General features: G+C 68.4%; 26 protein-coding genes and 1 pseudogene. 9 read left to right on the top strand and 18 right to left on the bottom strand.

All coding sequences use genetic code 11. The features are described from left to right. The first annotated feature begins 5 nt into the window (after positions 1-5). The gene (locus ACXDF8_RS06960) at positions 6-1,910 is read left to right on the top strand and encodes an ABC transporter ATP-binding protein/permease (protein ID WP_457222515.1); all 1,905 of its coding nucleotides are present in this window, start codon (positions 6-8) and stop codon (positions 1,908-1,910) included. On the opposite strand, the gene ACXDF8_RS06955 is transcribed toward ACXDF8_RS06960, so the two are convergent. From ACXDF8_RS06955 to ACXDF8_RS06945, 3 genes are read right to left on the bottom strand one after another with little or no spacing between them, the layout of a single operon-like run. Continuing rightward, on the bottom strand, positions 1,907-3,382 hold the full coding sequence (locus tag ACXDF8_RS06955) for an FAD-binding protein (protein ID WP_457222514.1): 1,476 nt from the start codon (positions 3,380-3,382) through the stop codon (positions 1,907-1,909). The genes ACXDF8_RS06960 and ACXDF8_RS06955 overlap by 4 nt on opposite strands. Then, the gene (locus ACXDF8_RS06950; protein WP_457222513.1) at positions 3,379-3,870 is read right to left on the bottom strand and encodes a VOC family protein; all 492 of its coding nucleotides are present in this window, start codon (positions 3,868-3,870) and stop codon (positions 3,379-3,381) included. Before ACXDF8_RS06950 ends, ACXDF8_RS06955 begins: the two co-directional genes overlap by 4 nt. Before the next feature lie 46 nt (positions 3,871-3,916). Next, complete coding sequence (locus ACXDF8_RS06945; RefSeq protein ID WP_457222512.1) at positions 3,917-4,609, bottom strand: TetR/AcrR family transcriptional regulator; 693 nt, start codon at positions 4,607-4,609, stop codon at positions 3,917-3,919. 104 nt (positions 4,610-4,713) lie between these two features. Between ACXDF8_RS06945 and ACXDF8_RS06940 the strand changes: the two genes are divergently transcribed. Continuing rightward, positions 4,714-5,154, top strand: a complete 441-nt coding sequence (locus ACXDF8_RS06940) for a nitroreductase/quinone reductase family protein (protein WP_457222511.1) — start codon at positions 4,714-4,716, stop codon at positions 5,152-5,154. Here the strand turns inward: ACXDF8_RS06940 and ACXDF8_RS06935 are convergent. The 7 genes from ACXDF8_RS06935 to ACXDF8_RS06905 all read right to left on the bottom strand — a co-directional run bounded on the left by ACXDF8_RS06935 (position 5,151) and on the right by ACXDF8_RS06905 (position 11,902). After that, the gene (locus ACXDF8_RS06935; protein WP_457222707.1) at positions 5,151-5,795 is read right to left on the bottom strand and encodes an Rv1815 family serine proteinase; all 645 of its coding nucleotides are present in this window, start codon (positions 5,793-5,795) and stop codon (positions 5,151-5,153) included. The genes ACXDF8_RS06940 and ACXDF8_RS06935 overlap by 4 nt on opposite strands. A 180-nt stretch (positions 5,796-5,975) precedes the next feature. Then, on the bottom strand, positions 5,976-6,125 hold the full coding sequence (locus tag ACXDF8_RS06930; protein WP_457222510.1) for a hypothetical protein: 150 nt from the start codon (positions 6,123-6,125) through the stop codon (positions 5,976-5,978). 46 nt (positions 6,126-6,171) lie between these two features. Continuing rightward, the gene (locus tag ACXDF8_RS06925) at positions 6,172-7,578 is read right to left on the bottom strand and encodes an NAD(P)/FAD-dependent oxidoreductase (RefSeq protein WP_457222509.1); all 1,407 of its coding nucleotides are present in this window, start codon (positions 7,576-7,578) and stop codon (positions 6,172-6,174) included. A 28-nt stretch (positions 7,579-7,606) separates the two neighbouring features. Continuing rightward, positions 7,607-8,731 (bottom strand): cation:proton antiporter, encoded by a 1,125-nt coding sequence (locus ACXDF8_RS06920; RefSeq protein WP_457222508.1) that lies wholly within the window; start codon positions 8,729-8,731, stop codon positions 7,607-7,609. A gap of 5 nt (positions 8,732-8,736) precedes the next feature. Beyond that, positions 8,737-9,219 carry a cation:proton antiporter regulatory subunit gene (locus ACXDF8_RS06915; protein WP_457222507.1) on the bottom strand — a complete coding sequence of 161 codons (483 nt, stop codon included), beginning with the start codon at positions 9,217-9,219 and terminating at the stop codon, positions 8,737-8,739. Between the two features lie 33 nt (positions 9,220-9,252). Beyond that, positions 9,253-10,215 carry a sterol desaturase family protein gene (locus ACXDF8_RS06910; protein WP_457222706.1) on the bottom strand — a complete coding sequence of 321 codons (963 nt, stop codon included), beginning with the start codon at positions 10,213-10,215 and terminating at the stop codon, positions 9,253-9,255. A gap of 112 nt (positions 10,216-10,327) precedes the next feature. Further along, positions 10,328-11,902, bottom strand: coding sequence for a carboxylesterase/lipase family protein (locus ACXDF8_RS06905; protein WP_457222506.1), 1,575 nt, complete (start codon positions 11,900-11,902; stop codon positions 10,328-10,330). A gap of 155 nt (positions 11,903-12,057) precedes the next feature. On the opposite strand from ACXDF8_RS06905, the gene ACXDF8_RS06900 reads away from it, so the two are divergent. Continuing rightward, positions 12,058-12,402 (top strand): DMT family transporter, encoded by a 345-nt coding sequence (locus ACXDF8_RS06900; RefSeq protein ID WP_457222505.1) that lies wholly within the window; start codon positions 12,058-12,060, stop codon positions 12,400-12,402. Continuing rightward, positions 12,402-12,725: a DMT family transporter gene (locus ACXDF8_RS06895; RefSeq protein ID WP_457222705.1), complete on the top strand. Its 324-nt coding sequence runs from the start codon at positions 12,402-12,404 to the stop codon at positions 12,723-12,725. The genes ACXDF8_RS06900 and ACXDF8_RS06895 overlap by 1 nt, the downstream gene beginning before the upstream one ends. On the opposite strand, the gene ACXDF8_RS06890 is transcribed toward ACXDF8_RS06895, so the two are convergent. Then, complete coding sequence (locus ACXDF8_RS06890) at positions 12,694-13,887, bottom strand: MFS transporter (RefSeq protein WP_457222504.1); 1,194 nt, start codon at positions 13,885-13,887, stop codon at positions 12,694-12,696. The two genes, ACXDF8_RS06895 and ACXDF8_RS06890, sit on opposite strands and share 32 nt — an antisense overlap. A 105-nt stretch (positions 13,888-13,992) precedes the next feature. Here ACXDF8_RS06890 and malQ point away from each other — a divergent pair, with 105 nt between their 5' ends. From malQ to ACXDF8_RS06870, 4 genes are read left to right on the top strand one after another with little or no spacing between them, the layout of a single operon-like run. Next, complete coding sequence (gene malQ / locus ACXDF8_RS06885) at positions 13,993-16,131, top strand: 4-alpha-glucanotransferase (protein ID WP_457222503.1); 2,139 nt, start codon at positions 13,993-13,995, stop codon at positions 16,129-16,131. 3 nt (positions 16,132-16,134) lie between these two features. Continuing rightward, positions 16,135-16,629: an NUDIX hydrolase gene (locus ACXDF8_RS06880; protein ID WP_457222502.1), complete on the top strand. Its 495-nt coding sequence runs from the start codon at positions 16,135-16,137 to the stop codon at positions 16,627-16,629. A gap of 9 nt (positions 16,630-16,638) precedes the next feature. Beyond that, positions 16,639-17,520, top strand: a complete 882-nt coding sequence (locus ACXDF8_RS06875; RefSeq protein ID WP_457222501.1) for an LLM class F420-dependent oxidoreductase — start codon at positions 16,639-16,641, stop codon at positions 17,518-17,520. Further along, positions 17,517-17,972, top strand: coding sequence for a nuclear transport factor 2 family protein (locus tag ACXDF8_RS06870; protein ID WP_457222500.1), 456 nt, complete (start codon positions 17,517-17,519; stop codon positions 17,970-17,972). The genes ACXDF8_RS06875 and ACXDF8_RS06870 overlap by 4 nt, the downstream gene beginning before the upstream one ends. A gap of 84 nt (positions 17,973-18,056) precedes the next feature. On the opposite strand, the pseudogene ACXDF8_RS06865 reads toward ACXDF8_RS06870, so the two are convergent. Further along, a pseudogene (locus ACXDF8_RS06865) lies at positions 18,057-18,544 on the bottom strand (DDE-type integrase/transposase/recombinase); the annotation flags it as partial. A 103-nt stretch (positions 18,545-18,647) separates the two neighbouring features. Here ACXDF8_RS06865 and ACXDF8_RS06860 point away from each other — a divergent pair. Then, entirely contained in the window at positions 18,648-20,012 is a 1,365-nt protein-coding gene (locus ACXDF8_RS06860) for an HNH endonuclease signature motif containing protein (protein WP_457222499.1), read from the top strand. 17 nt (positions 20,013-20,029) lie between these two features. Here the strand turns inward: ACXDF8_RS06860 and ACXDF8_RS06855 are convergent, their stop codons facing one another. The 6 genes from ACXDF8_RS06855 to ACXDF8_RS06830 are packed head-to-tail and all read right to left on the bottom strand — an operon-like array spanning position 20,030 to position 25,613. After that, positions 20,030-21,112 (bottom strand): isopenicillin N synthase family dioxygenase, encoded by a 1,083-nt coding sequence (locus ACXDF8_RS06855; protein ID WP_457222498.1) that lies wholly within the window; start codon positions 21,110-21,112, stop codon positions 20,030-20,032. Then, positions 21,073-21,660 (bottom strand): hypothetical protein, encoded by a 588-nt coding sequence (locus tag ACXDF8_RS06850; RefSeq protein WP_457222497.1) that lies wholly within the window; start codon positions 21,658-21,660, stop codon positions 21,073-21,075. Before ACXDF8_RS06850 ends, ACXDF8_RS06855 begins: the two co-directional genes overlap by 40 nt. Continuing rightward, a complete protein-coding gene (gene alc, locus ACXDF8_RS06845) occupies positions 21,657-22,682 on the bottom strand; it encodes an allantoicase (protein WP_457222496.1) in 1,026 nt (341 codons plus the stop codon). The genes ACXDF8_RS06850 and alc overlap by 4 nt, the downstream gene beginning before the upstream one ends. Next, entirely contained in the window at positions 22,679-23,434 is a 756-nt protein-coding gene (locus tag ACXDF8_RS06840) for an aspartate/glutamate racemase family protein (protein ID WP_457222495.1), read from the bottom strand. The genes alc and ACXDF8_RS06840 overlap by 4 nt, the downstream gene beginning before the upstream one ends. After that, positions 23,431-24,783 (bottom strand): allantoinase AllB, encoded by a 1,353-nt coding sequence (gene allB, locus ACXDF8_RS06835; protein WP_457222494.1) that lies wholly within the window; start codon positions 24,781-24,783, stop codon positions 23,431-23,433. The genes ACXDF8_RS06840 and allB overlap by 4 nt, the downstream gene beginning before the upstream one ends. After that, positions 24,780-25,613: an N-acyl homoserine lactonase family protein gene (locus tag ACXDF8_RS06830; protein WP_457222493.1), complete on the bottom strand. Its 834-nt coding sequence runs from the start codon at positions 25,611-25,613 to the stop codon at positions 24,780-24,782. Before ACXDF8_RS06830 ends, allB begins: the two co-directional genes overlap by 4 nt.

Here is a 25,613-nt window from a genome sequence, read left to right as displayed (position 1 = left end):
CGCCGGTGCAGATGTTCAAGCCGTCCCTGGACTGGAGCAATGAGATCCCGCACTCGCTGTTGTGGGCCGCCAAGGCGTGGTCGATCAGTGCGGTGCTCTCGCTGATCGTGCTGGTGCTGCTGGCCCGCTACACCACGTGGGGCCGCCAGTTCTGGCGGGTGACCGGCGGGTACTTCCGCGGTCGGGCCAGCCTGCGCGTCTGGCTCTGGCTGGGTGTTCTGCTGTTCTCGACGATGATCGCAGTACGCCTCGACGTCCTGCTGAGCTACTACAGCAATGACCTCTACTCGTCGCTGCAGGTGGCGTTCGAGGGGGCGGGTGCGGGCAACGAGGCAGTGCGAGACTCGGGGGTGCGTGGCTTCTGGTTGGCCATCGTCACCTTCGCGTTGATCGCCGGTGTGTACATCACCCGTCAGATCGTCGACATCTACCTGATGCAGCGCTTCATCATTCGCTGGCGGGTGTGGCTGACCGACCGGCTCACCGGCGACTGGCTCGACGATCAGGCCTACTACCGGGGCCGCTTTCTCGACGATCCCGTCGACAATCCCGACCAGCGCATCCAGATGGACATCGACGTGTTCACCACGTGCACTGGTGCCGAACAGAATTCGCCGACTGTGGGGACGTCCACCACGTTGTTGTTCGGTGCGATCAACTCACTGGTGTCGGTGGTGTCGTTCACCCCGATTCTGTGGGGCCTGTCCGGACCGCTGACGTTCTTCGGCTTCACCCTGGGCCATGCACTGTTCTGGCTGGTGCTGCTCTACGTCGCCGCCGCCACCGTGATCGCATTCTGGATCGGAAAGCCGTTGATCCTGTTGAGTTTTCGCAACGAGCTGACCAACGCTGCGTTCCGTTACGCGCTGGTGCGGCTGCGCGACGCCGCCGAGGCGATCGGCTTCTACCGCGGCGAGCAGGCCGAACGTGGCATCCTGCAATCCCGGTTCGCGGCGATCATCGCCAACTACCGCGCGTTCGTGGCGCGCAGCCTGTTCCTGCTGGGGTGGAACCAGACCATGAGCCAGCTGATCACCCCGCTGCCGCTGGTGGTTCAGGCGCCTCGGTTGTTCTCCGGGCAGATCAGCTTCGGTGACGTCAGCCAGTCGTCGAGCGCCTTTCTCAACATCCACGACTCGCTGGCCTTCTTCCGCAGCGTCTACGACTCCTTCGCTGCCTACCGTGCCACCATCATCCGCCTCGATGGCCTGGTCGACGCCAACGAGAGGGCCCGGGCGCTACCACGCCTGGCCGCCGAACCCAGCACCGACGGCGCCGTGGAACTGCGCGATCTCGAGGTCCACCGGCCCGACGGGAAGCATCTGGTGGATGCTCTGAACCTGCGGCTGGCTCCCGGTGAGTCGTTGGTGATCACCGGACCCTCGGGTTGCGGGCGAACCACCTTGTTGCGCAGCATCGCCCGGCTGTGGCCGTACAGTTCCGGGATGCTGCGCCGCCCCGGCCGCGACGACGCCGGTGATGTCATGTTCCTTTCGCAGAACCCCTACGTGCCGCTCGGCGACCTGCGCGCGGTGCTCGCCTATCCGGCGCAGGAGCAGCAGGTCACCAACGCGGCATTGGCCGGCGCGCTCGACGACGTGGCGTTGGGTCACCTGGCCGCCCGGCTCGACGAGACCGCCGACTGGGCCAAGGTGCTCTCCCCCGGTGAGCAGCAGCGCATCGCGTTCGCCCGAGTGCTGCTGACCAAGCCCAAGGCGGTCTTCCTCGACGAAGCCACCTCGGCGGTCGACGAAGGCCAGGAGTTCGCCCTCTACCGTCTGCTACGCCGCCGGCTGCCGCGCAGCGTGGTCGTCTCCGTCACCCACCGAAGCAGCGTCGAGCAACACCACGAGCAACACCTGCGATTGCTCGGCGACGGCCGCTGGGAGTTGCAGCCCAGCGGCGCTTAGCTTTTCGCGGTGGCTGCGGTCGCGGCGGCGTGCGTGCCGGCACGCCGACCGAAGAACGAGCCCTCGCCCAACTGGGTGCCGCTGGCGTAGCCCTTGCCGTCCTGGGCGATGTTCGACGCGCAGGCACCCGCCGCGTAGAGACCGCGGATCACGCTGCCGTCTGCGCGCAGCACCTCGCCGTCGACGTCGGTGGCCAGGCCGCCCACGGTGAATCCCGAATACATCGCCTTGCCGAGGGTCAGATCGAAGGCACCCCATGGGCCCTTGTCCTGCGGAGCAAGGAATTCCGGCTGCTTGTGAAAGTCGGGGTCCTCGCCCTTGGCGGCGTGCTCGTTGTAACGGTTCAGGGTCTCGACGAGGTTGCCGGCCGGGATGCCGAGCGCGGCTTCCATCTCCTCGACGGTCTCCCAACCGTCGATGAAGGTGATCAGCGGGATCTCCGGGCGTTGCATGTGCGCCTCGTCGACGATCAGATACGCCGCACTGTCGGGCTGATCCATCACGAAACCCGAAGTGCGCGAATGGTAGGAGTCCTCGGTGACGAACCGCTTGCCCTCCTTGTTGACGATGATGCCCGTCAACAGGATCGACGGCGGGTAGACCGGCGCGGTGATGAAGACCTGGTCCATGTGCTTGGTGGCCCCGCCGACCGACTCGCCCAGGCGGATGCCGAGGCCGTCGTCGTAGGTGTTGCCCAGCACGAACGGCTTCTCGGCGAGCTTGGGGGTGAAGGCCGCCACCATGTCGGGGTTCATCACGAAACCGCCCGCCGCGATCACCACCGCCTTGGCACGGATAGCACCGGTGTCGGTGAAGCGCCGCCATGACACACCCACCACCGCACCGGCGGAGTCGTCGACCACCAGGTTCGTCGCACCGGTCTCGTAACGGATTTGCACGCCCAGTTCGGCTGCCCGCTTGAGCAACAGGTCGATCACCATGGCCGCACCCTGGGTGTCGCCCGGAACCGGCACCTTGTGCCCGCGCGGCGCGGGTACGGCCATGTTCTTGTAGGGCCAGACCTTCTCGTTGCCGGTGAACATCAGCCCTTCGGTGTTGGGCTGGATGACCGCCTTGTGCGGGTAGTAGCTGCGTTCGAAGGCGATCCCGAGTTCCTCGAGCCAATTGAAGTGCTCGACACTGCCCTCGCAGTAGGCGCGGATCTTGTCGTGCTCGGGTTCACGTGACACCGCCACGAGGTATTTGTACATTTCCTCGACGCTGTCGCTGTGGCCGGTGGCCTGCTGCACGGCGGTGCCGCCGCCGAGGTAGAAATGCCCCCCGGCCATCGCGGTGGTGCCGCCGGCGACGGCGGCACGTTCGAGCACCAGCACCCGGGCTCCGGCCGCCGCGGCACTGACCGCAGCACAGCCGCCACCGATGCCGAATCCGATCACCACCACGTCGACGTCGTCGGACCACTCACTGACGCCGGATGCGTTGACCGCCGTGGGGATGTCGAGGCCACTCATTGCTGCTCCTGTTTCACGTAGTCGAAGAACGCCCGGATCTCGGCCGGGACGTAGGCGATCTCCAGGTAGGGCACCCCGGCCGCGGCCGCGGACAGGTAGGCGAATTTCATGCCACCGGGCATGACGCCCTTGGCGACGATGGGCGCGGTGGGCGCTGCCGCAGCGACGGTGGCGTCGAAGTCGTCGGCGCTGGCTGCCTCGAGGCAGATGTGGTGCAGACCAGGGCCGCTCTCGGCCAGGAACTCGGCGTAGATGCTCGTCCCGCGGGTCGGCGCGATCACCTCGAGTTGAGTGTCGCCGGCGTAGCTCAGCGAGATGTCCGCGTGGTGGTCGGCCGCCGCGCCGCGGTACTCGCAGGTCTCGGGACCGAAGTGCACGTCGGGCATCCGTACCCACTTCTTGGCCCCGAGCAGCGTGGTCAGCGCGGCTTCGGTGGCACCGAGATCGCGGGTCACCCAGGCAATCTGGACAGGTGTCTGATTGGTCATCGGCTTCGAGGATATCCCCGCACCGCCGAGGTGGCTAGAACGTGTTCTAGTTCGATGGTTCCGCGGCCAGCAGGGCGATGGCCAGCCGCACCTGTTCGTCAAAGATCGCGCCGGTGTCGGTGAAGGTGTCCACTCCGTACTGGCCAAAGACCTCCAGGCTGATCGCCCCCACCATGATGGCCCATGCCGCCGTGCACCTGATCATCACCGCGTCGTCGCCGGGAAAGTCGAACTCCTTGCGCAGCCGCACGAGGTCATCCGAAATCCCCTGCGCTACAGGATCTTTGGTAGGCGCGATAGCACCCACGGCCACTCCGGTGGCCACCGCTCCGAAGAGCGCGCCGACCACGCGGGTACCTGGGCCGGTGGTCAACTCGGCCGGCGCGTGATAGCCGGGCACCGGGCTGCCGTAGAGCAATGCCCAGGAGGCCGGCCGGTCCAGCGCCCAGCGCCGCATGGCGCGCGCGATCGCTGCGACATCGGCGCGCCAGTCGCCCGTGCAGCGCTTTCGCGCGTCGTCGACGGCGTCGGCGAGCTCGGAGTAGGCATCGACCAGAAGCAGGGTCAGCAGCTCGTCGCGGCTGGCGACGTAGCGGTAGACCGCCGAGGACGCCATGCCCAGCTCGCGCGCGATCGCACGCACCGACAGGCCGGCCGCTCCCTCGCCGGCCAGCTGGCGCCGGCCCAGTTCGATGATCTGCGCCTCGATGCGCTGCCGGCTCTCCTGGCGCTTGCCCACCCGCCGAGTGTGGCACATTCGAGATCAGTGCTCTTGATTTCCGGCCGGCGTGGTGCCACTCTCAATAGAGAGCAGTGCTCTCAAAATCATTCGAGGAGACGAATATGACCTCTCGCTATGACCGTCCCAACGCTGCCGCTCGCGGTTTCAACGCCGTGATTCGGCGCCTGGCCGAGGCGGGGATCAGCATCGCCGGCACCCGAGCACTGCGGGTCCGCGGTCGCAAGACCGGCGCCGTTCGCACCGTGGTGGTCAACGTGTTACCGGTGGACGGTGTCGACTACCTGGTCTCGCCGCGCGGGAACACCCAGTGGGCTCGCAACGCCCGCGCCGCCGGAGTAGTGGAACTCGGACCGCGGTGGCGGCGCACGACAGCCCGCTTGACCGAGGTTGCCGACGACGCCAAGCCCGCGCTACTGAAGTGCTATCTGGACCGGTGGTATTGGGAGGTCAAGGGCCATATCGGCGGCCTGACGCCGCAATCCGATGCCGACGAGCTTCGCACCGCGGCACCGACGATCCCGGTGTTCGCGCTGGCGACTTAGTTCGCGCTGGCGTCTTGGGCGGTGGCCACGCTGACCACGCCGGCGCCCTGACCGGCCTGTTGGGTGGTGGCGACCCACGACACGGCCGCGGGCAGGTTGCCCCAGGTGCTGTTGAACAGCCCGATGATCACGGCTTTGTTGTTGTCGACCGGCATGTACACCGGGCCCCCCGAATCGCCCTTCTGGCTGACCACACCGTTCTCCATGGTGAACCAGCCGTTGTTGACCCGCTCGATCGAACCGCAGCTCTCGCCGGTGACCACGCCGAAGTGGCAGACCGGCTGGCCGGCCGTCATCGGCGGCGCGGTGTCGGCGACCAGCTGGCGACCGCCGGGCAGGATGTTGTTGACGGCGACGTCGGCGCCCAGAGCGATCGTCTCGTAGTCGGAGATCACCTGGTCGGTGCGCACGACGGCCCCGTCGGGGGTGTTGTCCTGGGACGTCGCGACCATGCCGATAAAGTGGCCGTCCCGGTCGGTCACCGGCCCGTCGCCCCGGCAGTGCCCGGCGGAATAGGCGACCCGGGCGACCGGGTCGACATAACCGAGGGTGCAGACGTTGCTGGCCTGGCGAATCTCCATCCCGGGAGAGACCACCACACCGGGCGCGGCCTGGGCTAGCGGGGCACCGGTCGAGAACATAGCCACGGCGGCACCTGCGGCGATGACGCAACGAACGAGTAAGCGAGCCACCCTACACCCCGATCGGTCGGCGACCCGTCAACGACGCGGTCGCAATAGTGTGTCGACTATGTATCGGTATCGATGTCCAATCGTTACCAACGCACTATTGCCTACCCGCGTCGTCCCCGCAGGACTTGGTCAGGGAATGGTGACGACCTGGCCCGGGTGAATCAGATCCGGGTTGGCGATGCAGCCCGCGGCCGCGATCTCAGCCGGCGGCGGCGCGTCGTTCTCGGTACTCGAGGACCAGGCGCGCCCGTCATTGGTGCGCGTGGTGCGCCTAGCCACCGGAGGTCGACACGGCGCCGGTTGTGGTCAACGCGAGGCCAAGAATTCAGGAATCGAAGCCCAGCCCCAACCGGTCCAGCGCACGAAGGAAGATGTTGCGCTGCCCAGCGTTGTGGTCGGCACGGTCCAGCGACCAGCGGGTGGCCTGAATTCCGATGCTGGCCACCGGTTCCGGCGGGAATGGCAGCGGCTTGCGGTTGACCATCTCCAGCTCGGTGCGCTCGGTCGGTTGCCCGTCGAGCAGGTCCAGGCACACGTCGGCGGCGAACCGCGCCGCTCCCACGCCCAGCCCGGTGAACCCGTTGACGTAGGCGATGCGACCGCGACCGGCCAGTCCCCAGTGTGCGCAGAACCGGGTGTTGGTGTCGATGGCGCCGGCCCAGCGATGGCTGAACCGGACGTCCTCGAGCTGCGGGAAGGTGATGAAGAAGTGCGCGGCCAGTCGGCGGTAGGTCTGGGGCCGGTCCTCGTACATCGCGTCGACCCGGCGCCCGAAGTGGTAGACGGCGTCGTACCCGCCCCAGACGATCCGGTTGTCGGCAGAGAGCCGGTAATAGTGGAACTGGTTGGCACTGTCACCGATGCCCGGGCGCGAACGCCAGCCAATGCGCTCGAGCTGCTCGTCGCTGAGCGGCTCGGTGGCCAGCACGTAGTCGTAGACCGGCACGGTGTGCAGCCGATTGCGTTTGAGCAGGCTCGGAAAGACGTTCGTGGCCAGTACCACCTGGTCGGCGCTGATCACTCCGCCGCGGGTGTTCACCTGCACCGCGCGGCCCTCCCGTTCGACGGACGTCGCCGCGGTGTGCTCGAAGATCTGTACCCCGGCCTCGGTGCAGGCACGCGCCAGCTCGAAGACCAACCGGGCAGGGTGGACGATTGCGCAGGTGTCCGGGGCGAACAGTCCCGCCAGATACGTCGGCGAGGCCACTTCGGCGCGCACCGCCTCCCGGTCAAGGAAGCGGCTGTGCCCGTCCTCGGCGCCCTCGCGCAGCCAGTCGACCTGATGCGGTTCAGTGGCCACCGTCAGCATCCCGGTGCGTTCCCAGTCCACCGCCATGCCGTAGGACTCGATATCGGCCTGCATGCCGTCGAGGTTGGCCAGGCCCAGCTTCTCGAGCTGGTCGAATTCGGTGGGCCAGCGCGATTTCCCGTTCTCCGCACCGTGGGTGATGCTGGCCTCGACGAATCCGCCGTTGCGCCCCGATGCCGCCCATCCGACCCGCTCGGCCTCGATCAGCACGACCCGCGCGCCGGGGTTGCGTTGCGTCGCGTGCAGCGCTGTCCACAACCCGGCATACCCACCCCCGACGACCAGCAGGTCGGCGCCCAATCCGCCGGTCAACGACGGGTAGTCGGGCCGGGGAATGTCCAGCCACATCGAGCCGAACGTGGCGGAACCCAGCGCCCGGGCGATCAGGTCGGGGTCGACATTGCGATCGAAAACGGTCTGCACTCGGCCATGGTGCCACGAGCGGCGGGCGCTACTTGGCGAACCGGGCGAGCAGCGGGCCGAGGATGGCCAGCACGAAGACATAGGGCGTGGCCACCGAACCGATCACGCCGACTGTGCTGCCCACCAGACCGATGATGATCAGGGAGAACTCGCCGCGCGCGATCAGCGCAGTGCCGGCCCGCAGTTGGCCGGGGCGGGCCACGCCGTCGCGGCGCGCGGCGTACGCGCCGGTGGCCACCTTCGTGGCGGCGGTGACCACAGCCAGCACCACTGCAACCGGCAGCATCGGAATCAGGTCGACGGGGTTGACCGCCAGCCCGATGCCGAGAAAGAAGACCGCCGCGAACAGGTCGCGTAGCGGAGTCAGCACGGCACGGGCCCGGTCGGCGGTTTCCCCCGTCAGCGTCAGCCCGACCAGGAACGCCCCCACCGCCGCCGACGCGTGCAGGTGTTCGGCCACGGCGGCCACGATCAACGTCAGCCCGAGGATGCGCAACAGCAATTGCTCGTTGTCCGGGTGGGCGATCAGCCGCCCGACGTGATGGCCCCATCGGTAGGACGCCGCGAACGCCGCGCTCAGCCCCACGATGGCGATGCCCATCCACAGCAGCGCCTGCCACCAGGTGCCGCCGGCCGCCAATACGGCCAGCAGCGGCAGGTAGGCCGCCATCGCGAAGTCCTCGAGCACCAACACCGACAACACCGCCGGTGTTTCCCGGTTGCCCAGCCGGCCGAGGTCGTTGAGCAGCCGGGCGATCACCCCCGACGAGGAGATGAAGGTGATGCCGGCCATCGCCAGGATGCCGACGAAGTCGAGGCCCAGCAGCCACCCCGCGGCCGCGCCCGGAGTGGCGTTGAGGACCAGGTCGACACCCGCCGACGGTAGGTGCCGGCGCATGCTCGCCGCGAACTCACCGATCGAGAACTCCAAGCCCAGGGTGAGCAGCAGTAGCACGACACCGATCGAGGCGCCGGTGGACACGAACTGCCCCGCCGCCGGCACCGGCGCGATACCGCCGTTGCCCAGCGCCAGCCCGGCCAGCAGATACAGCGGGATCGGCGACAGCGCGAACCGGCGCGCTGCGGTGCCCAGGATCGTCAGGACCGTGAGGATGACGCCGAGTTCGAGGAGCAGCGCCACCGACACGGCCACTCCGGTCAGCCTTGGTCGACGATTTGCCGGACGCGCGCGATGCCGTCCTCGGTGCCGATCACCACGAGGACGTCACGCGCGCGCAACACCTCCGCGGGTCCCGGTGAGGCCAGCACCTCCTCGTCGCGCACGATCGCCACGATCGACGCGCCGGTGCGTGTCCGCGCCTTGGTGTCGCCCAGCGGCCGGTCGACGAACGGCGAGGTCGAGACAATCTCCACCTGGCCGGCGTCCAGGCCGGGCACCTCCTTGGTGAGGTCGGCGAAGCGTTCCACCAGCCGCGGGGCCCCCAGGATCTGGGCCAGCGCCTCGGCTTCCTCGTCGGTCAGCCGGAACACCGGGCGGGCTTGATCGGGGTCGGCGGCACCGTAGATGACGACTTCGAAATCCCCGCTGCGCCGGGCGATAACGCCGATGCGGTTGCCGTCGGCATTGTCGAATTCATAGCGCAGCCCGACGCCGGGCAGCAGGACTTCTTTGACCTCCATGGGCTCCATCCTCGGTGACGGCAGCACTGTTGACTATGCGTTGGCAACGGTAGTGGATTTCGCGGCGGCGGTGGGTGCCCAGCCGGGCGGGCCGAAGACGTACCCGAGCCGGTCGCGCCAGCGGGTGGCCGCGCGTACGTCGCGGGCGATCGCCACGTACTCGCGGGTCTCCAGCTTCCAGATGTTGAACGTGTTCACCGGCTTGGTCAGCCCGTAGTGCGGGCGGAACAGCTCCGGCTGGAAAGTCCCGAACAGCCGATCCCAGATGATGAAGATGCCGCCGTAGTTCTTGTCCAGGTATTCCGGATCCATGCCGTGGTGTACCCGGTGATGCGAAGGAGTATTGAAGACGAATTCGAACGGCCGGGGCAGCGTGCCAATGCGCTCGGTGTGGATCCAGAATTGGTAGATCAGGCTGATCGAGAAACTGATGAACACCATCCACGGCGGAACACCCAACAGCGGCAAGGGAATCCACATGATGATCTCACCGCTGTTGTTCCACTTCTGGCGCAGCGCGGTGGCGAAGTTGAAGTAGCGGCTGGAGTGATGGGCCTGATGGGTGGCCCAGATCAGCCGAACCCGGTGGGCGATGCGGTGATAGAAGTAGAACAACACGTCGACGCCGACGATGGCGATCACCCAGGTGTACCAGGCGGTGGCGGACAGGTGCCACGGGGCGACGTAGGCGTAGAGCGCGGCATAGCCCAGCAGCGCGAGGAACTTCCAGAAGCCCATGGTCGCGACCGAAACCAGGCCCATCGAAATCGACGCCCAGGCGTCACGGGCGAAATAGGCCCCGGCACCCGGACGATCCGCTTCGGCTTGGGCTGCCGCTGAGGCTTGGGCTGCCGCTGAGGCTTGGGCTGGGGCTTGGGCTTGGGCTTGGGCTGGGGCTTGGGGGCCGATCACGCGTTCGAGCCTGCGAGCGGCGGTCCATTCGATGGTCAGCAGCAGCAGGAAGAACGGGACCGCGAACAGCACAGGTTCGCGCATCTGCGGCGGGAGAACCGACAGCAGTTCTCCGATTCGGTCCACCGTGGCACCTCCCGCGGGCGAGTGTAACCCGAACGGCCGGCACTGTTGGACACGGTGTCAGTACGCCCGATCAGCGGAAGCTGAGCACCTGATCACCCCAGGCCTGCCGGACCGGACGGTCCAGATCCTCGACCAGTTCGTCGCACCGATCGATCACCAGGGTGGCCCGGTCCTCGGCCCGGTAGGGCCGCCACCGCGGTTCGCCGGCGGGGCCGGCCGGGGTGGCATCGGCGGCGAAGTTGGCCCAGCGGGTACGCATCCGCCGAGAGACCGCCTCGCCGGTCTTCAACCCGCCGAGCTTGAAGGTGACGTCGCGGGACCCGGAGATCAGGTTCCCCCACACGTAGATCAATTCCGTGGCGTGCGCGGCACCGAGCCGGATCAGCTTGAAAACCGGTGTCGCCCAGTCGAATCGGTACAGGAAAACCGGCGCCACCGCACTGTGCCCCTCGACGAACCACACCGTGGGCATCCGGAATCCGACGTCACTGGCCATCCCCAGCGAGCGGACACGGGCGCGCCGGGCCGGGTACACCGAGCCGATTTGCTGCTCGGAGGGCAGTTGCAGGCCGGGCTGGTCGTTGGCGATCTCGTCGAACATGGCACGAATCGTCTTGGGGGCGATCGGCATCAACGGCGAGCGCATGAACCGGAACAGCGCCGCCTCGTCCTTGTTGGTACCGATCAACAGCGGTACCGGATGCGTCTTACCGGCCCGGGCGAGGGTCACCGGGTAGTCCGGCACCAACTCACCGTCGACGGTGGGCGCGAACGCCAGCCGCCCCGGGGTTGCCGACGGCACATGGTCGAAGACCTGCGCGGCGGCGTCGACAAGTACCTGGACCGGAGCGCGGTGGGCCTCCTGGGCGGTCATGCCCAGCCGCTCGAGAAAGAGTTCGGCCACCGCAGCGGCCCGACTGCGGTCATAGACCGAGGTGGCCGGTGAGCTCTGCGCGATGGCCCGGGAGAACAGACCGGCGGCTTCCGGCACGGCGAGCAGCGTCGTGACGATCCCGGCACCCGCGGACTCGCCGAACAATGTCACCCGGTCCGGGTCGCCACCGAAGCCGGCGATGTTCTCGCGCACCCAGCGCAATGCCGCGAGCACGTCGCGCAGGGCGACGTTCGTGTCGAACCCGGCGGCCGAGAAGTCCAGGAAGCCCAGCGCGCCGAGGCGGTAGTTGATGGTGACCACGACGACGTCGGACTCGTCGGCCAGCACCGTGCCGTCGTAGAGCGGTTGGCTGCCCGAGCCGAAGATGTACGCCCCGCCGTGCACCCACACCATCACCGGCTTGAGGCCAGCGGTCTTCGAGGTGTCAGGGTCCTTCGAGGTGTCAGGGGCCGTCGAGGGCGCCCAGATGTTCAGAAACAGGCAGTCCTCGTCGGTGCGGGTGCCCAGGCCCATCGGGATCGGGCTGCGCGGCTGTGGGCTGACCGGGCCGAACTCGGTGGCGTCGAGGACATCGGTCCACGGCTGGGGCGGCGCCGGCGCCCGCCAGCGCAGATCACCGACCGGAGCGGCGGCGTAGCGAATGCCCTTCCAGGTCTTCACCCTGCCGTCGTCCACGCCACGCAACGGTCCATACCCGGTCTCCACCACGGGCCGGTCCACGACTTGCCGAATGTTCGCGTCCGCTGTCATCGTTCTCCCTTGCGCTACCTGTTCACGTTACCGACGGGTAGCGGCTGTGAACACGACAGCCGCGGTCAACTCGGTCACCGCGGCAGGGCGAGTATGGCCCCGACCACAGCCCCGATATCCTGGTCGGGCCTATCGAAGCCGATGGAGGTGCCTGGGTGCGCAAGTGGGCCCTGCTGCTTGCCGCCATCGGCACCGAGGTCAGCGGCACGCTGTCGTTGCGCGCGGCACAGGACCATCCGGGGTGGCTGGCCGTCGTGGTCACCGGATACGTGGCGTCGTTCTACTTCCTGACGATGGTGCTGCGCGCGGGCATGCCGGTCGGTGTGGCCTACGGCATCTGGGGAGCGCTGGGGACCGCCGCGACGGCGGTGTTGGCGGCGGCGATCTTCGGTGACCCGTTCACCATGCCGATCGTCGTCGGCATCGGCCTGATCATCGCCGGGGTGCTCATGGTCGAGTTTGGTTCGCGACACCGGGCGGGCGAGGAATCCCCGTCATGATGTGGTTGACGCTGACCGGCGCGATCCTCGTCGAGGTGTTCGCGACGATGTCGCTGCGCGCGTCCGACGGTTTCCGCAAGAAGGTGTGGATCGCGCCGATCGTCATCGGCTATGTTGCGGCGTTCACCCTGCTGTCGGTGACGCTGTCGCTGGGAATGCCCGTCGGCATCGCCTACGGCGTGTGGTCGGCGGCCGGGGTGGCCCTGGTCGCGGTGATCGCCCGGGTGTTGTTCGCCGAGCCGCTGACACTGCTCATGATTGGTGGTATCGCGCTGATCATCGCCGGCGTCCTCACGATCGAACTGACCGGCTCCGCGGGCTGAGCACCCGGGCGAGCACGAGCGTCGCCAGCCCGGCAACGGGCACGGTGAGCAGACCGGCCCGCAACGACACCGCGTCAGCGATCGCACCCACCACGATGGGCGAGGCCAGAGAGCCGAGCCGCATCAGCCAGGTCAACACCGTCAGGCCGGTCCCGGGTCGCAACCCCGGCAACTCGTCGGCGGCGTGCATGGCCGCCGGTATCAGTGTTGCCGATCCGAAGCCGGCCGCCGCGAAGCCGGCGATCGTCGCCGGCACGCTCGGCAGGGCCAAGGCGGCGCCCATGCCCACGGCGATGATGACCCCGCCGCTGCGAGCCACCGCGCGCTGCCCGAACCGGTCGACCATCCGGTCGCCGATGATCCGGCCGACGAACTGGAATCCGACGACCGCGACGTACCCGAGCGCCGCGATGGCACCGGGTGCGGCCAGCGAGTTGTGCAGGTACAGCGTGGCCCAGGAACTACCGGCGTCTTCGACGACGGAGCCGGCGATCGCGATCGCCACCAGCGCCGCGAAGACCAGGTAGACCACCCGGCCCGGACGCGGGACGACGCCGCCGTCACGGTGCGGTGGGGCAACGTCGTGGTCGGGGCCCGCCAGCAGGAACCGGTATCCGATCAGGCAGAGCGCGCTGAACAGCAGACCCGAGGCGCATAGTTGTATGCCGCGCGGAATGCCGAGATAGATCGCGGCCGCCCCCATCAACCCACCCAGCACCGCACCCGAGGACCAGACCGCGTGCAGCGAGTTGATGATGAATCGGCCGTAGTTGCGCTGGAGTCGCAGCCCGTGCACGTTCTGGGCGACGTCGGTCACCGAGTCGGCGGCACCAGCGCAGAACAGCGCCAGCGCCAGCGCCATCCCGTTCGGCGCCACGCCCGCCGCGACGGTGAACACCGCGATCAGCACGCTGGTCGTGACGGCCACCACCGAGGAGCGGAACCGGCGGATCAGCGCGGCCGCGGTCAACCCGCTCAGCAACGCGCCCGCCGGGAACGCCGCCACCGCCAACCCGAAAGCAGTGTTGGACAGGCCGAGGTCGGCCTTGATCTCCGGGTAGCGCGGCAACAGGTTGGCGAACAGCGCGCCGTTGGTCAGGAACAATCCGGCCGTCGCGATCCGGGCCCGCCGATTGACCACTGCAAGCCCGTAACCCCCCATGGGGGGCGAGGTTACGCGAGGCCCTGGGCCGTCGATCGTGCCCCGGCAGCCGCTGCCGCGACGTCCACCGCACGAGATCGGGCGTAACCAAGCAAGATGTCACCCATGACCGAGCCGGACCCGTCGCTGTCCGACCTTGCCCGCCGCTTCGGCGTGGCCACCGACTACCACGATTGGACCGGCCGGCACGTGGTCGTCGCCGAAGCCACGCTGATCGCGGTGCTAGCGGCCCTGGGTGTCGACGCGTCCGGCGAACAGGGCCGCGCCGAAGCGCTCGCCGACAACGACCGCCGACACTGGACGCGCTCGTTGCCGCCGGTGATCGTCGGGCGCTCCGATCAGGAGACGTCGTTTTGGGTGCACGTCGACCACGGCGATCCTGCCCACGTATGGGTTCGGCTCGAGGACGGTTCGGTGCGCACCGGTGTGCGGCAGGCCGACAACTTCACCCCGCCGTTCGACCTCGGCGGCCGCCTGGTCGGCGAGGCGACGTTCGTCCTGCCGCCCGACCTGCCGCTGGGCTATCACCGCGTGCACCTGAGTTCAGGCGGACGGGAGACCAGCACTGCGCTGATCGTCACGCCGGGCCGGCTCGGGATGCCCGAACGGATCGGTGCCGGCCGCACCTGGGGCTTGGCTACCCAGATCTACAGCGTCCGGTCCGAGAATTCTTGGGGTATTGGCGATCTGAGTGATCTGACCGACCTGGCGGTGTGGGCCGGAGCCCAGCACGGCGCCGGCTACGTGCTGGTCAATCCGCTGCACGCTGCCGCGCCGACGAAACCGATGGAGCCCTCCCCGTACCTGCCCACCTCGCGGCGGTTCACCAATCCGCTGTACCTGCGGGTCGAAGCCGTCGCCGAGTTCTCCTATCTGCCCAAGCGGGGCCGGGTCTGGAAGTTGCGCGCCGACATCCAGTCCCGGGCGCGCAAGTTCGACGGGATCGACCGCGACGCGGTGTGGGCGGCCAAACGCACCGCGCTGAAGATGGTCTACCGGGTGCCCCGCTCGGCGGGGCGCCAGTTGGCCTTCGACGCCTACAAGGAGCGTGAGGGCCGGGCGTTGGACGACTTCGCCACCTGGTGCGCGCTGGCCGAGAAGTACGGTGCCGATTGGCATCAGTGGCCGTCGTCGCTGCAGCATCCGGCCAATCCGGAGGTGGCCGACTTCGTCGCCCGGCACGCCTCCGCGGTCGATTTCCATCGCTGGCTGCAGTGGCAACTCGACGACCAGCTGGCGGCGACCCAGTCCCAGGCGGTGCGCACCGGGATGGCGTTGGGCATCATGCACGACCTGGCTGTCGGCGTGCACCCGGACGGCGCCGACGCCTGGGCGTTGCAGGATGTGCTGGCCCTCGGCGTCACCGCCGGCGCACCGCCGGACGAGTTCAACCAGCTGGGCCAGAACTGGTCACAGCCACCGTGGCGACCCGATCAGCTTGAAGAGCTTGGCTACCAACCCTTCCGGGCCCTCATCGAAGCCATCCTGCGTCACGGTGGCGGAGTACGCATCGACCACATCATCGGATTGTTCCGGCTGTGGTGGATTCCGCGGGGTGCCTCGCCGACCGAGGGCACCTACGTGCGCTACAACCACGACGCGATGATCGGGATCGTCGCGCTGGAAGCACACCGGGCCGGCGCGGTCGTCGTCGGTGAAGATCTGGGCACGGTCGAGCCCTGGGTGCGGCACTACCTGCACGCGCGAGGCGTGTTGGGCACCTCGATCCTGTGGTTCGAACTCGATCGGGACGGACACGGCGGACCGCTGGAGGCCGAGCGCTGGCGGGAACTGTGCCTGTCGTCGGTGACCACCCACGACCTGCCGCCGACCCCTGGGTATCTGGCCGGGGAGCATGTGCGACTGCGCCATCGACTGGGGCTGCTCACCCGCTCCGCGGAAGACGAGCTGGCCGACGACCGCGCCGAGCAGGAAGCCTGGATGGCCGAGTTGCGCCGGGCCGGGCTGCTGGTGTCCGACGCCGACGAGGAGGCGATCATCCTCGGCCTGTACGGCTATCTGGCGCGCACACCGTCGCGGCTGCTGGCGCTGGCACTCACCGACGCGGTCGGTGACCGCCGCACGCAGAACCAGCCCGGCACCACCAACGAGTATCCGAACTGGCGGGTTCCGCTGACCGGTCCGGATGGGACCCCGCTGCTGCTGGAGGATGTGTTGGCCAGTCCGCGGGCGCAGGCGCTGGCGGCGTTGTTACGCGACGCGACCGCACAGCAGCCGGAGTAGCCGATGCCGACGCTGAGCGCCGGGGTTCTGCTGCACCGGATCCGCGACGACGTGGTGGAGGTTCTGATCGGGCACCCCGGCGGCCCGTTCTGGGCGCGCAAGGACGACGGCGCTTGGTCAATTCCCAAGGGCGAGTACGACATTGCCGACGACCCGTGGGAGGCGGCTCAGCGCGAGTTCGCCGAGGAGCTGGGCTGTCCCCTGCCCGCGGGCCCGCGAACCGAGCTCGCCCCGGTGAGGCAGGCCGGCGGCAAGGTGGTGACAGTGTTCGCCGTCGCGGCCGACCTGGATACCGCGGACGCCCACAGCAACACGTTCACGCTGGAGTGGCCGAGGGGATCCGGGCGGCTGCGGGAGTTCCCCGAACTGGACCGCGTCGGCTGGTTTCCCGTCGCGCAGGCACGGCGCAAGTTGCTCAAGAGCCAGCTGCCGTTCCTCGATCAGCTGATGACTCATCTGGTGGGACGAGGTGAAGGCGACCCGGATCCGGCGGGTTAGCCTGCACGCGTGAAGGTCGCCGTCATCGCCCCCGTCGCGGCCGGAGTCACCGCCGACCCGGCATGGATGGCCGCGTTCGCCCGACATCTCGAAGCATGCGGGTTCGAATCGATTGTGGCCGTCGAGCACACCGTGCTAATGACCCGCTACCGCAGTGTCTATCCCTACGACCCGTCCGGGCGGGTGGAACTTGCCGCGGACTGCGTGGTGCCCGACCCGCTGGACCTGTTGGCGTTCCTGGCCGGGCAGACCAGCACGCTGGGGCTGGCGACCGGGGTATTGGTGTTGCCCAATCACCACCCGGTCGTGCTGGCGAAGCGGGCGGCGACGGTGGATGCGCTGTCCGGCGGGCGGCTGAGACTGTGCGTCGGCGTCGGCTGGCTGCGCGAGGAGGTGCAAGCCTGCGGGGTGGATTTCGACAGCCGTGGGCGTCGCGCCGACGAGCAGCTGCGGGTGTTGCGAGCGCTGTGGGCCGAGCACCCCGGCGGGGTGAGCCACCACGGCGACTTCTTCGATTTCGACGACGCGATGTGTTATCCGAAACCTATTGCCGACCAGCGGTTGCCGGTCCACATCGGCGGTCACAGCAGGGCCGCTGCGCGGCGAGCCGGACGACTCGGTGACGGGCTCCAGCCGCTGGGAGTGGCGGGTGCGGATCTCGCGGCGCTGCTGGCGCTGATGCGACGCACGGCCGAGGACAACGGCCGCGACCCCGACGCCCTCGAAGTCTCGCTCGGACACCTGGTGACCAAGATCGACGCCGAACGCGCCGGGCGGTTGGCGCAGGCGGGTGCCGACCGGTTGGTGCTGGCCATGCCGCCGGTGACCGACATCGACGAGGCCCGTGACATGTTGTCGGCGTGCGCCGAACGACTTGGCTTGCAGCCGTGAGCATTTCCGTGCCGGATCGGCTGGCGGTGTCGGAATTGGTGCACCGTTACGCTGCCGGGATCGACGACCGCGATGTCACGGCCGTTGTCGCATTGTTCGCTCCCGACGGAGAATTGACGCTCCCCGAGCCGCCGGACAGGCTCGACCCGGTGCGCAGCCACCGCGGTCCGGACGCCATCGGCGCTGCGCTGGCCGGAGCGACGGGGGTGGGACGCACGCAGCACAGCATCGGCTCGGAGGTCTGCTCCCCCGGGTCGGATCCCGATGTCCTGCACGGCCGTATCGCGGCGACGGCGCATCATTGGAGCCGGCGCCAGGATGGCGTTGCCGATCTGGTGTGGTACCTGCGCTACGACGACGAATACCTGCGCGCCGGGTCCGGGTGGCTGCTGCGGCGCCGGGCGTTGACGATCGACGCCATCGAGACACGCGCGGCCCGCCGGCTGCGGTAGGAGCGGGATCGCCGCTAGGGGGGCCAGTCCTATCGGTGGTGTGGTGTATCAGGACATCGGCGACGTTTTCGTCGGTCTTGACGTGTTGTCGGACAGCAGTCTTTGCGGCACGCCATGGGCGGCAACGGCTTTGTCGAACACCGCGATCGCAGCCTCGGCGGTTTACGACCAGGCAAGGTCGGAGGCGACCGCGTAGCGGGAGTGGTCGTCGATGAGCTGTCGTCGATGAGCTGAAAGATAACGCACCTGCGCCCGCGAATCAGCACGTACTCGGTGGCGTCGAGTTGCCAGCATGCATTCGGCGCCGGATAGATGAACCGCCACCACGCCGACCGGGGCATTTTCTCTGGTTCGGCCCTGGCCTCGCCTACCTGGCGGAAGATGCGGGCCAACGAGGCGACCGAGGGCACCGGATCTAGGCCCATTGCGCGCATCTTCAACACATAAAACGATTTTCGGGAGATGCCGTGTTCGACGCAGAACGTCGAGACTGCCCCGCGGGGCGCGTCATCGGGCCAGTGAGTGATCGCCAGACGCACGACAGGAACGATAGGTTCATTGACAGCCACCACCCGAACTCTGAGCCAGAACTGTCACCACCACGACCACCCGAACCGTCACCGATGTCCTGAGACATCACACCGATTTGTCAGTGGGTGGAGATACGATTCGAACATGCTTTCGATCGAGGTGGGTGAGGCACTCGACGTGATCGACGCCGCGTTGAGCACCCTGGCCAAGGTCGATCTGTCCGGGCTCGCCGCCGCCGATCTGCTCGACGTGGCAGCCCGTACCGAGAAAGCGGCCCGCCATCACGACGTCATCCGCCACGAGGTCAGCCACGAATTGCATCAGCGCGATGTCAGCGAGCTCGGCGGGGCCGCCCACAAGGTACTCGCTGATTGGCTGCGCATCACCCCGACCGAGGCCCGCCGCCGCGCCCTGGTCGCCGACCCGCTCAGCCCGCGCACCACCCTGACCGGCGAACCTCTGCCGCCGCGCCAGCCCGCCACTGCGGAGGCCTGGCGTGATGGCCGCCTGGATCGTGAACATCTGCGCGTCATCCAGCGGTTCCTGGCCGAACTGCCCGTCGACGTCACCCCGGACGTTCGCCAGGAGGCCGAGTCCTTCCTGGCCGAGCACGCGGTCCTGCTACGTCCCGACCAGTTGCGCAAGCTGGCCGACATGCTCGCGCTGAAGATCAACCCCGACGGCCAGTTCAGCGACGAGGACCGAAATCGCAAGCGCGGCTTCATCCTCGGCCGCCAACAACCAGACGGTATGAGCGAGGCCCGGCTGTGGGCCACCCCCGAACTGCGCGCCTATCTCGAAGCGGTGTTCGCCAAGTACGCCGCACCGGGCGTGTGCAATCCCGCCGACCAAACCGCGGTCACCGACACCGAACCCGCCCCGGCCCAAGCCGAGTCCGACACCCGCACCATCGGCCAACGCCAGCACGACGCGTTGATGGCCATGTTGCGCAGCAAGCTCGGCGACCCGAAGCTGGGGCAGCACAACGGGCTACCGGTCACGGTGATCGTCTCCACCACCTTGCAAGAGCTGCAAGACAAAACCGGACACGGCATCACCGGCGGCGGCAGCGTACTGCCGATCTCCGACGTGATCCGGCTCTCGCGCCATTCCTACCACTATCTGACCGTGTTCGACGGGGTCACCGGCCAGGCGCTGTGGCTCGGCCGTACCAAACGCCTGGCCTCAGCCGACCAACGGATTGTGTTGCACGCCAAGGATCGCGGTTGCACAGCCCCGGGCTGCACCGTTCCCGGTTACAACGTGCAGGTTCACCATGCCACCAAAGACTGGTCCGACGGCGGCGCCACCAACATCGACGACCTGACATTCGCCTGCGCACACGACAACCAACTCGTCGAAACGGGCGGCTGGACCACCCGAAAACTCCCCAATGGCGATACCCAATGGATTCCGCCACCGCAACTGCCTATGTTCGGTGACGGAACCAACACCTATCACCACCCCGAGCGGTTCTTGACCGACCCCGAGAAACGCTGGGGCCGCTAGCCCGCGGATGGCCGGGGTCAATTCCGGGACTGCAATGCCTGCTGTCCGAAGCTGCCGGTTTCCAGCGACCCTTCCGGCAGCACCAGCTCCCCGCTGGCCAACCGGGAACGCAGATAGGCGAACGTCTGCGCCGTTTGGGCGAACAGGTGCTCCCCGGCCACCAGCGGTGCCCGCAAGGGTCCGTCGGCGGAGGCGAACTGCGGCAGCGGCTGCACCACGGTGTGGTAGTCGACGTTGAAGAACAGCGGGAACGAGTAGCGCTCCTCCTTGACCTTGCGCACCCGGTGGGAGGTGGCGACGAAGGCGCCATTGGTCCACAGCTCCAGCAGGTCACCGACATTCACGACGAACGTGCCGGGGATCGGTGGGACGTCGATCCATTCCCCGGCCCCGTTGAGCACCTCGAGCCCGGGCGCGGTCGGCTTCAGTAGCGTGAAGCACTCGTAGTCGGTGTGCGCGCCGATGCCCTGGACATCGTGGGCGTCCGGGTTGTACGGGTAGTAGATCAGGCGCAGCTGGCTGGGTGTCTTGGTGGCGTGGCGGCTGAAGATGTCGGGGTCCTCGCCCAGCGCTACGGCGAACGCCCACAACAGATCGTGGCCCAGGCCGAGCACCGCCTGGTAGTACTCGGTGACCGTCGCGGCGAAGCCGGGCAACGTCGGCCACACGTTGGGTCCGAGCATCGGGTTGCCCGCCAGATGGTCGGGGTCGTCGGCGGGCAGGTCCAGTGCGGTGTCGAAGGCCTCCTTGAGGTCGGTCTTGTCGCCGTAGAGACCTTCCTCCCCGACCGGCACGTACCCGCGGTGGCAGCTGGACAGGCCGATGTAGGACTTCATCTTCTCGTCCATGGGCAGGGCGAAAAACTGTTTGGTGGCCTCCAGCAGCCGGCCGAACAGCTCGTCGCTGACCGTCGTGCCGGAGACGTAGAAGAAGCCGACATCGCGTGCGGCCGCGCCCAGTTCACCGGCGACCCGCTCCCGCTCGCCGCGATCGGCCGACCGAAGGCCGCTGATGTCGATGATGGGCACCGTCTGAAACGATGTCGCCCCACTCGCCTCACTCACAATGTCACGCTTCCTTCGCTTTCCTCGATGAGCCATGATGTGTCGTCGACGCTGACCTGTCCTGCCGTCGACCGGGTGGGCTGTAGCGTTGCGCCGACCCGGCCGCTGTCCGTGGAATCGGTTATCCGCCAATCGCTCCCGCTGATCATGCCCAGCGAGACCTCCGACGCGCCGGGCCGTTGACAGGCCCAGCCGAACCGGTCGCCGACGACGAGCAGGATTGCGGACGCATCCTGCGCGGCCAGAATCAGACCCCAGCAGGGCCCGTTCGCCCCGGGGTCGCGTTGCCAGTGTTCGGTGTAGTCGGCGTGTACGCCGATCTCCACCAGAGTGTCGCCGTCCCAGTGCATCCGTCCCGCGTCGGGTGGGCCGGGCGGCTGAAGATCGACCAGCCTGGTCCATTCGAAGACCTCACCTTGTTGACCGAGCCGGCCCGCGAATCCCTCGCCCGCGCCGCGCACGTCGGCGAAGACCGAAATCCCCTGCAGCCACACCACCGTGGTACCGGTGTCGCGGGACCCGTCGGCCTCGACCAGCAGGGTGCGCCGCCACAGCCCGGTGCAGCCGGCGATCGTGGGTGTCATCGCGCCGCGTCCCATCGGCTGCGCAACTCGGCCAGGCCGGCCTCGGTTGGGCGGCCCAGCGCCCGCACCCTCGCGATCCCGCCGTCCGGGTAGGCCTGCACCTTGATGGCGGTGATGCCCTCCACCGCCACGGCGTAAACCTGCCGGGCGTCGGGGAGAAGACGCGTCCGGGGCAGGACGATCTCACCGAATTCCAGTGCCCACCATTGCCGTCCGGGGCTGGGGCAGTCGCGTGTGCCGCGCACGCACACCTCCCGCGAGGCGTTGAACACGAAGTACGACGTGTCGATCTCGATACGGTCCAAATCGGTCGGTGTGAGGAACGAGATCGTCACCGCATCGTGGGTGTCCGGCCCGATGTCGCGGCGGCGCCTGGCTTCCCAACCGGCGCCCATGTTGTGCGGGCGGTCGGCCGCGATCAGTGCCCGGGCGTCGGAGTAGAAGGTGTCCGAGCAGTGTTCGACGCGCCCGCCCTGCTCGATCCCCGACACCTCGACGGTGACGCCCGCCCACAGTGCCGGGTCGGGCACCGGATCGCCGTACACCCGCAGCCGCGCGACCCCTCCGTCGGAGGCGATCACCAGTTTCACGTGGGTGTAGCGCCGGTGGTCGGTCACGGCAAAGAGATTGTGAGCGTCGGCTTTCAGCGGTGTGGTGGCGACGAGCGGCTGCCATCCGACATCGGGAGCGCAGGGGTCCTCGGCGCCGGTCAGGGTCGCGCCGTACAGCGTGGCCCCGGTCGGATGGTTCCCGGTGAAGAATCGGGTGTCGACGTCGATGCTGCGCACCCGCCCGGGCACACCGAGCCGGACGATGGCCCAGTCCCCCGCGGGCGCGTGCCTACGGGTCTCCCAGCCGTCCACCACTTCGCCGCGTAGATCGAAAGTGCCCGGCACGAAGGCCGGTTCGGCCGCCTCGATGAGCAGTTCCTTGAATCCGAACGACTCGTCACTGGCGGCGACCACGCTGCCGCCGACGGCACGGCAGGCGAGGTCCAGTCCGGCGTCACGCTCGGGCATCATCGCGGTGCTCCGCTCAGGGCCGCCGACAACGGCCAATGGCTGCGGGCGTTGTCGGGACCGGCGGCGTAGGCACCGGTCTTGCTGGTGGACAGCCCGAGCCCGACCAGCATCTGAGCCAGCCCCACCGCGGCGGCCACCCCGTCGACCGCCGGCACCCCGAGTGCCGCTGAGATCGCGGCGGTGACACCGGCCATCCCCGCACAGCCCAGACAGATCACGTCGGCGCCGTCGAGGCGCACCGCGCGTTCGGCTTCGGCGACGATCGCCGCGATCGCCCCGTCGGGGTCGGCGTCCACCTCGGCGGTGCCCAGCCCGCAGGCCCGGACCGAGACACAGTGCGCGGCCAGTCCGGCCAGCAGCAACCGGTCCTCGATGGGGGCAATGGAACGGGCCAGGGTGGTCACCACCGAGAACCGCCTGCCGATCAGGTGGGCGACGTGTGCGGCGGACTCGGCGATGTCGAGCACCGGAACGTCGAGCATCTCCTGCAAGGCGTCCTTACCGTGTTCACCGAAGCCGGCCAGCACCACCGCGTCCGCGTCGAACTCCCCCGCCTGCAGCCGGGTGGCGACGACATCCATCACGCCCACCGCGGACAGGTAGCTCTCCGCCGCCGAGTCGATGGCGACGGCCCCAAAAGCCGGTTGGGCGGTGACGATATCGGTGCCCGGTGCTGCAGCGGCGCGGGCGGCGGCGTCGATCTCCGCGCTCATCGTCACCGAGGTGTTCGGATTGAGCACCAGGATTTTCATACCGCCTCCCTTGTGGGGGTCGGTCCGGACAACAAGCAGCCGAGGGCGTCGGCGTGCGCGATGTGACCGCCGCGCCACATCTGGCGCACTGCCCCGGCCAGAGTGAGCCCCTCGTACGGTGTGATCGGATGGCGGTGCAACAGTTCCGCGCCGCGCACCTGCCAACGGGCTTCCGGGTCGAAGACGCAGAAATCGGCACGCCGGCCCACCGCGATCGACCCGCGGTCGGCCAGGCCGGCCAGCGCCGCCGGGGCGGCGGCCATCCACCGGCAGACGTCGGCCAGCCCGAACCCGGCGGCGCGGGCCCGTGTCCACAACGCGGGCAACGCGATCTGCAGCGAGCTGATCCCGCCGAATGCGCGGCCGAAGTCGCCGCCGAGCAGATCCTTGAGCACCGGTGCACACGGCGAGTGATCGGAGACCACCATGTCCAGGGTGCCGTCGGCCAGCGCCGCCCACAATCGGTCGCGGTTGTCGGCACCGCGGATCGGCGGGCAGGAGGCGAAGGCGGTGTCACCGTCGGCGATGTCCTCGGCGGCGAACGTCAGGTAATGCGGGCAGGTTTCGGCGCTCACCGGCAGACCGTCACGTTTGGCCGCGGCGAGCAAGGGCAGCACCTCGGCGCTGGAGACGTGCACGATGTGCGCGCGGGCGCCGGTCTCGGCGACCGCGTCCAGCACGATCCGCACCGCGTCCTCCTCGACGGCGTCCGGACGGGAGCGCAGGAACGCCCCGTAGTCGGCGCCCGCCGGCGGCGGACATCCGGCGAGCACCCGGGCGCTCTCGGCGTGGACCAGCATCACCGAGTCCAGGTCGGCCACCACTTCCATCGCCGCGCGGAACTGCTCCGGACTCAGCGGCGGGAAGTCGGGGTTGCCGGATTCGGACAGGAAGCACTTGAACCCGAGCACCCCGGCTGCGGTCAGATCGCCGAACGACGACAGGTTCGCGGGCACGACACCACCCCAGAAGCCGACGTCGATATGGCATGCGCCCTCGGCGGCAGCTTTCTTCACCGCCAGCGCGCCCGCCGTCGTCGTCACCGGGGCGCTGTCCAGCGGCATGTCGACGACGGTGCTGATACCGCCGGCCAGGGCCGCTGCGGTGGCGCTGGCAAATCCCTCCCAGTCGGTGCCCGGATCGTCGATGTGCACGTGGGTGTCCACCAAGCCCGGCAGCAGCACCACATCGGGACCGAGAACGGTTTCACCAGCACCGGTGTAGACGTCGTCGATCTGTCCCACAAGCCGGATCAGTCCGTCCGCGAACCCAACTGAGGCGGGGCGCACCGCGCCGTCGACCACCGCGCGCGGGGCGCGAATGACGTGCCCGACGGCCGGTGCGCTCACCGGGGCAGCAGCGGGCCGAACCGCTCGTCGAGCCGCTGGGTCAACTCCGGCCAGACGTGCGGGTCGTGGCCGGGCACCAGTTCGTACCCCTTGTCAGTCGCGAGCTTCTTGAGGCGGCGGATCGGCTCCACGGTCTCGGCCGGGTCGACGTCGATGAACCCGCCGATCGGCAACTCGTGCTCGATGTTCTCGGTCAGGTCGGCGGCGTCGAACGCGAACACGAAGCCCCCGCCGCCGACACTCTCGTCGAGGTCGACCACGAAACTCTGGTGCCCGGGGGTGTGCCCGTAGGTCGGCACCGCGGTGATCCCCGGAGCGATCTGCGCCTCACCGTCGGCCAGCACCCAGTCGATGTTGGGATCGTCGAAATCGATCCGCACGATCGCATTGCGTTCCGGTTCAGGATGATTCGACAGCCCGTACTCCAGTTCGCGGCGCTGGGCATGCACCGGGACTTTCCCGGCGAACAGCTTCAGTCCGCCGGAATGGTCATGGTGCAGGTGCGACAGCGCCACGACGTGGATGTCGTCGATGTCGATACCCAGATCGTGCAGCGACTCCTCGATCGGCTCCCCAGGGCCGGGCAGCACCGGCACGTACTCGACGGTCGGGAAGAACCGCCGATACAGCGCCGGATCCCGGATCAGCGCCGTGTTGAACCCGGTGTCGAGCAGCACCCAACCTCCGTCTGTCTGGAGCAACACACCCGGAACCGGTTCGCGCATGCGCAGTTCCGGAGGCGAGCCGTACACCGACACCGACTTGGGCAATTCCTCCCAACCCAGCGTCAGCAGGACGATCCGGCGAACTCCGCCGTCTCCCACCGCCAT

Source organism: Mycolicibacterium sp. CBM1, assembly GCF_054073305.1.
The sequence above is the reverse complement of the archived record's forward strand: the minus strand, read 5'-3'. Positions and strand labels throughout refer to the sequence as shown.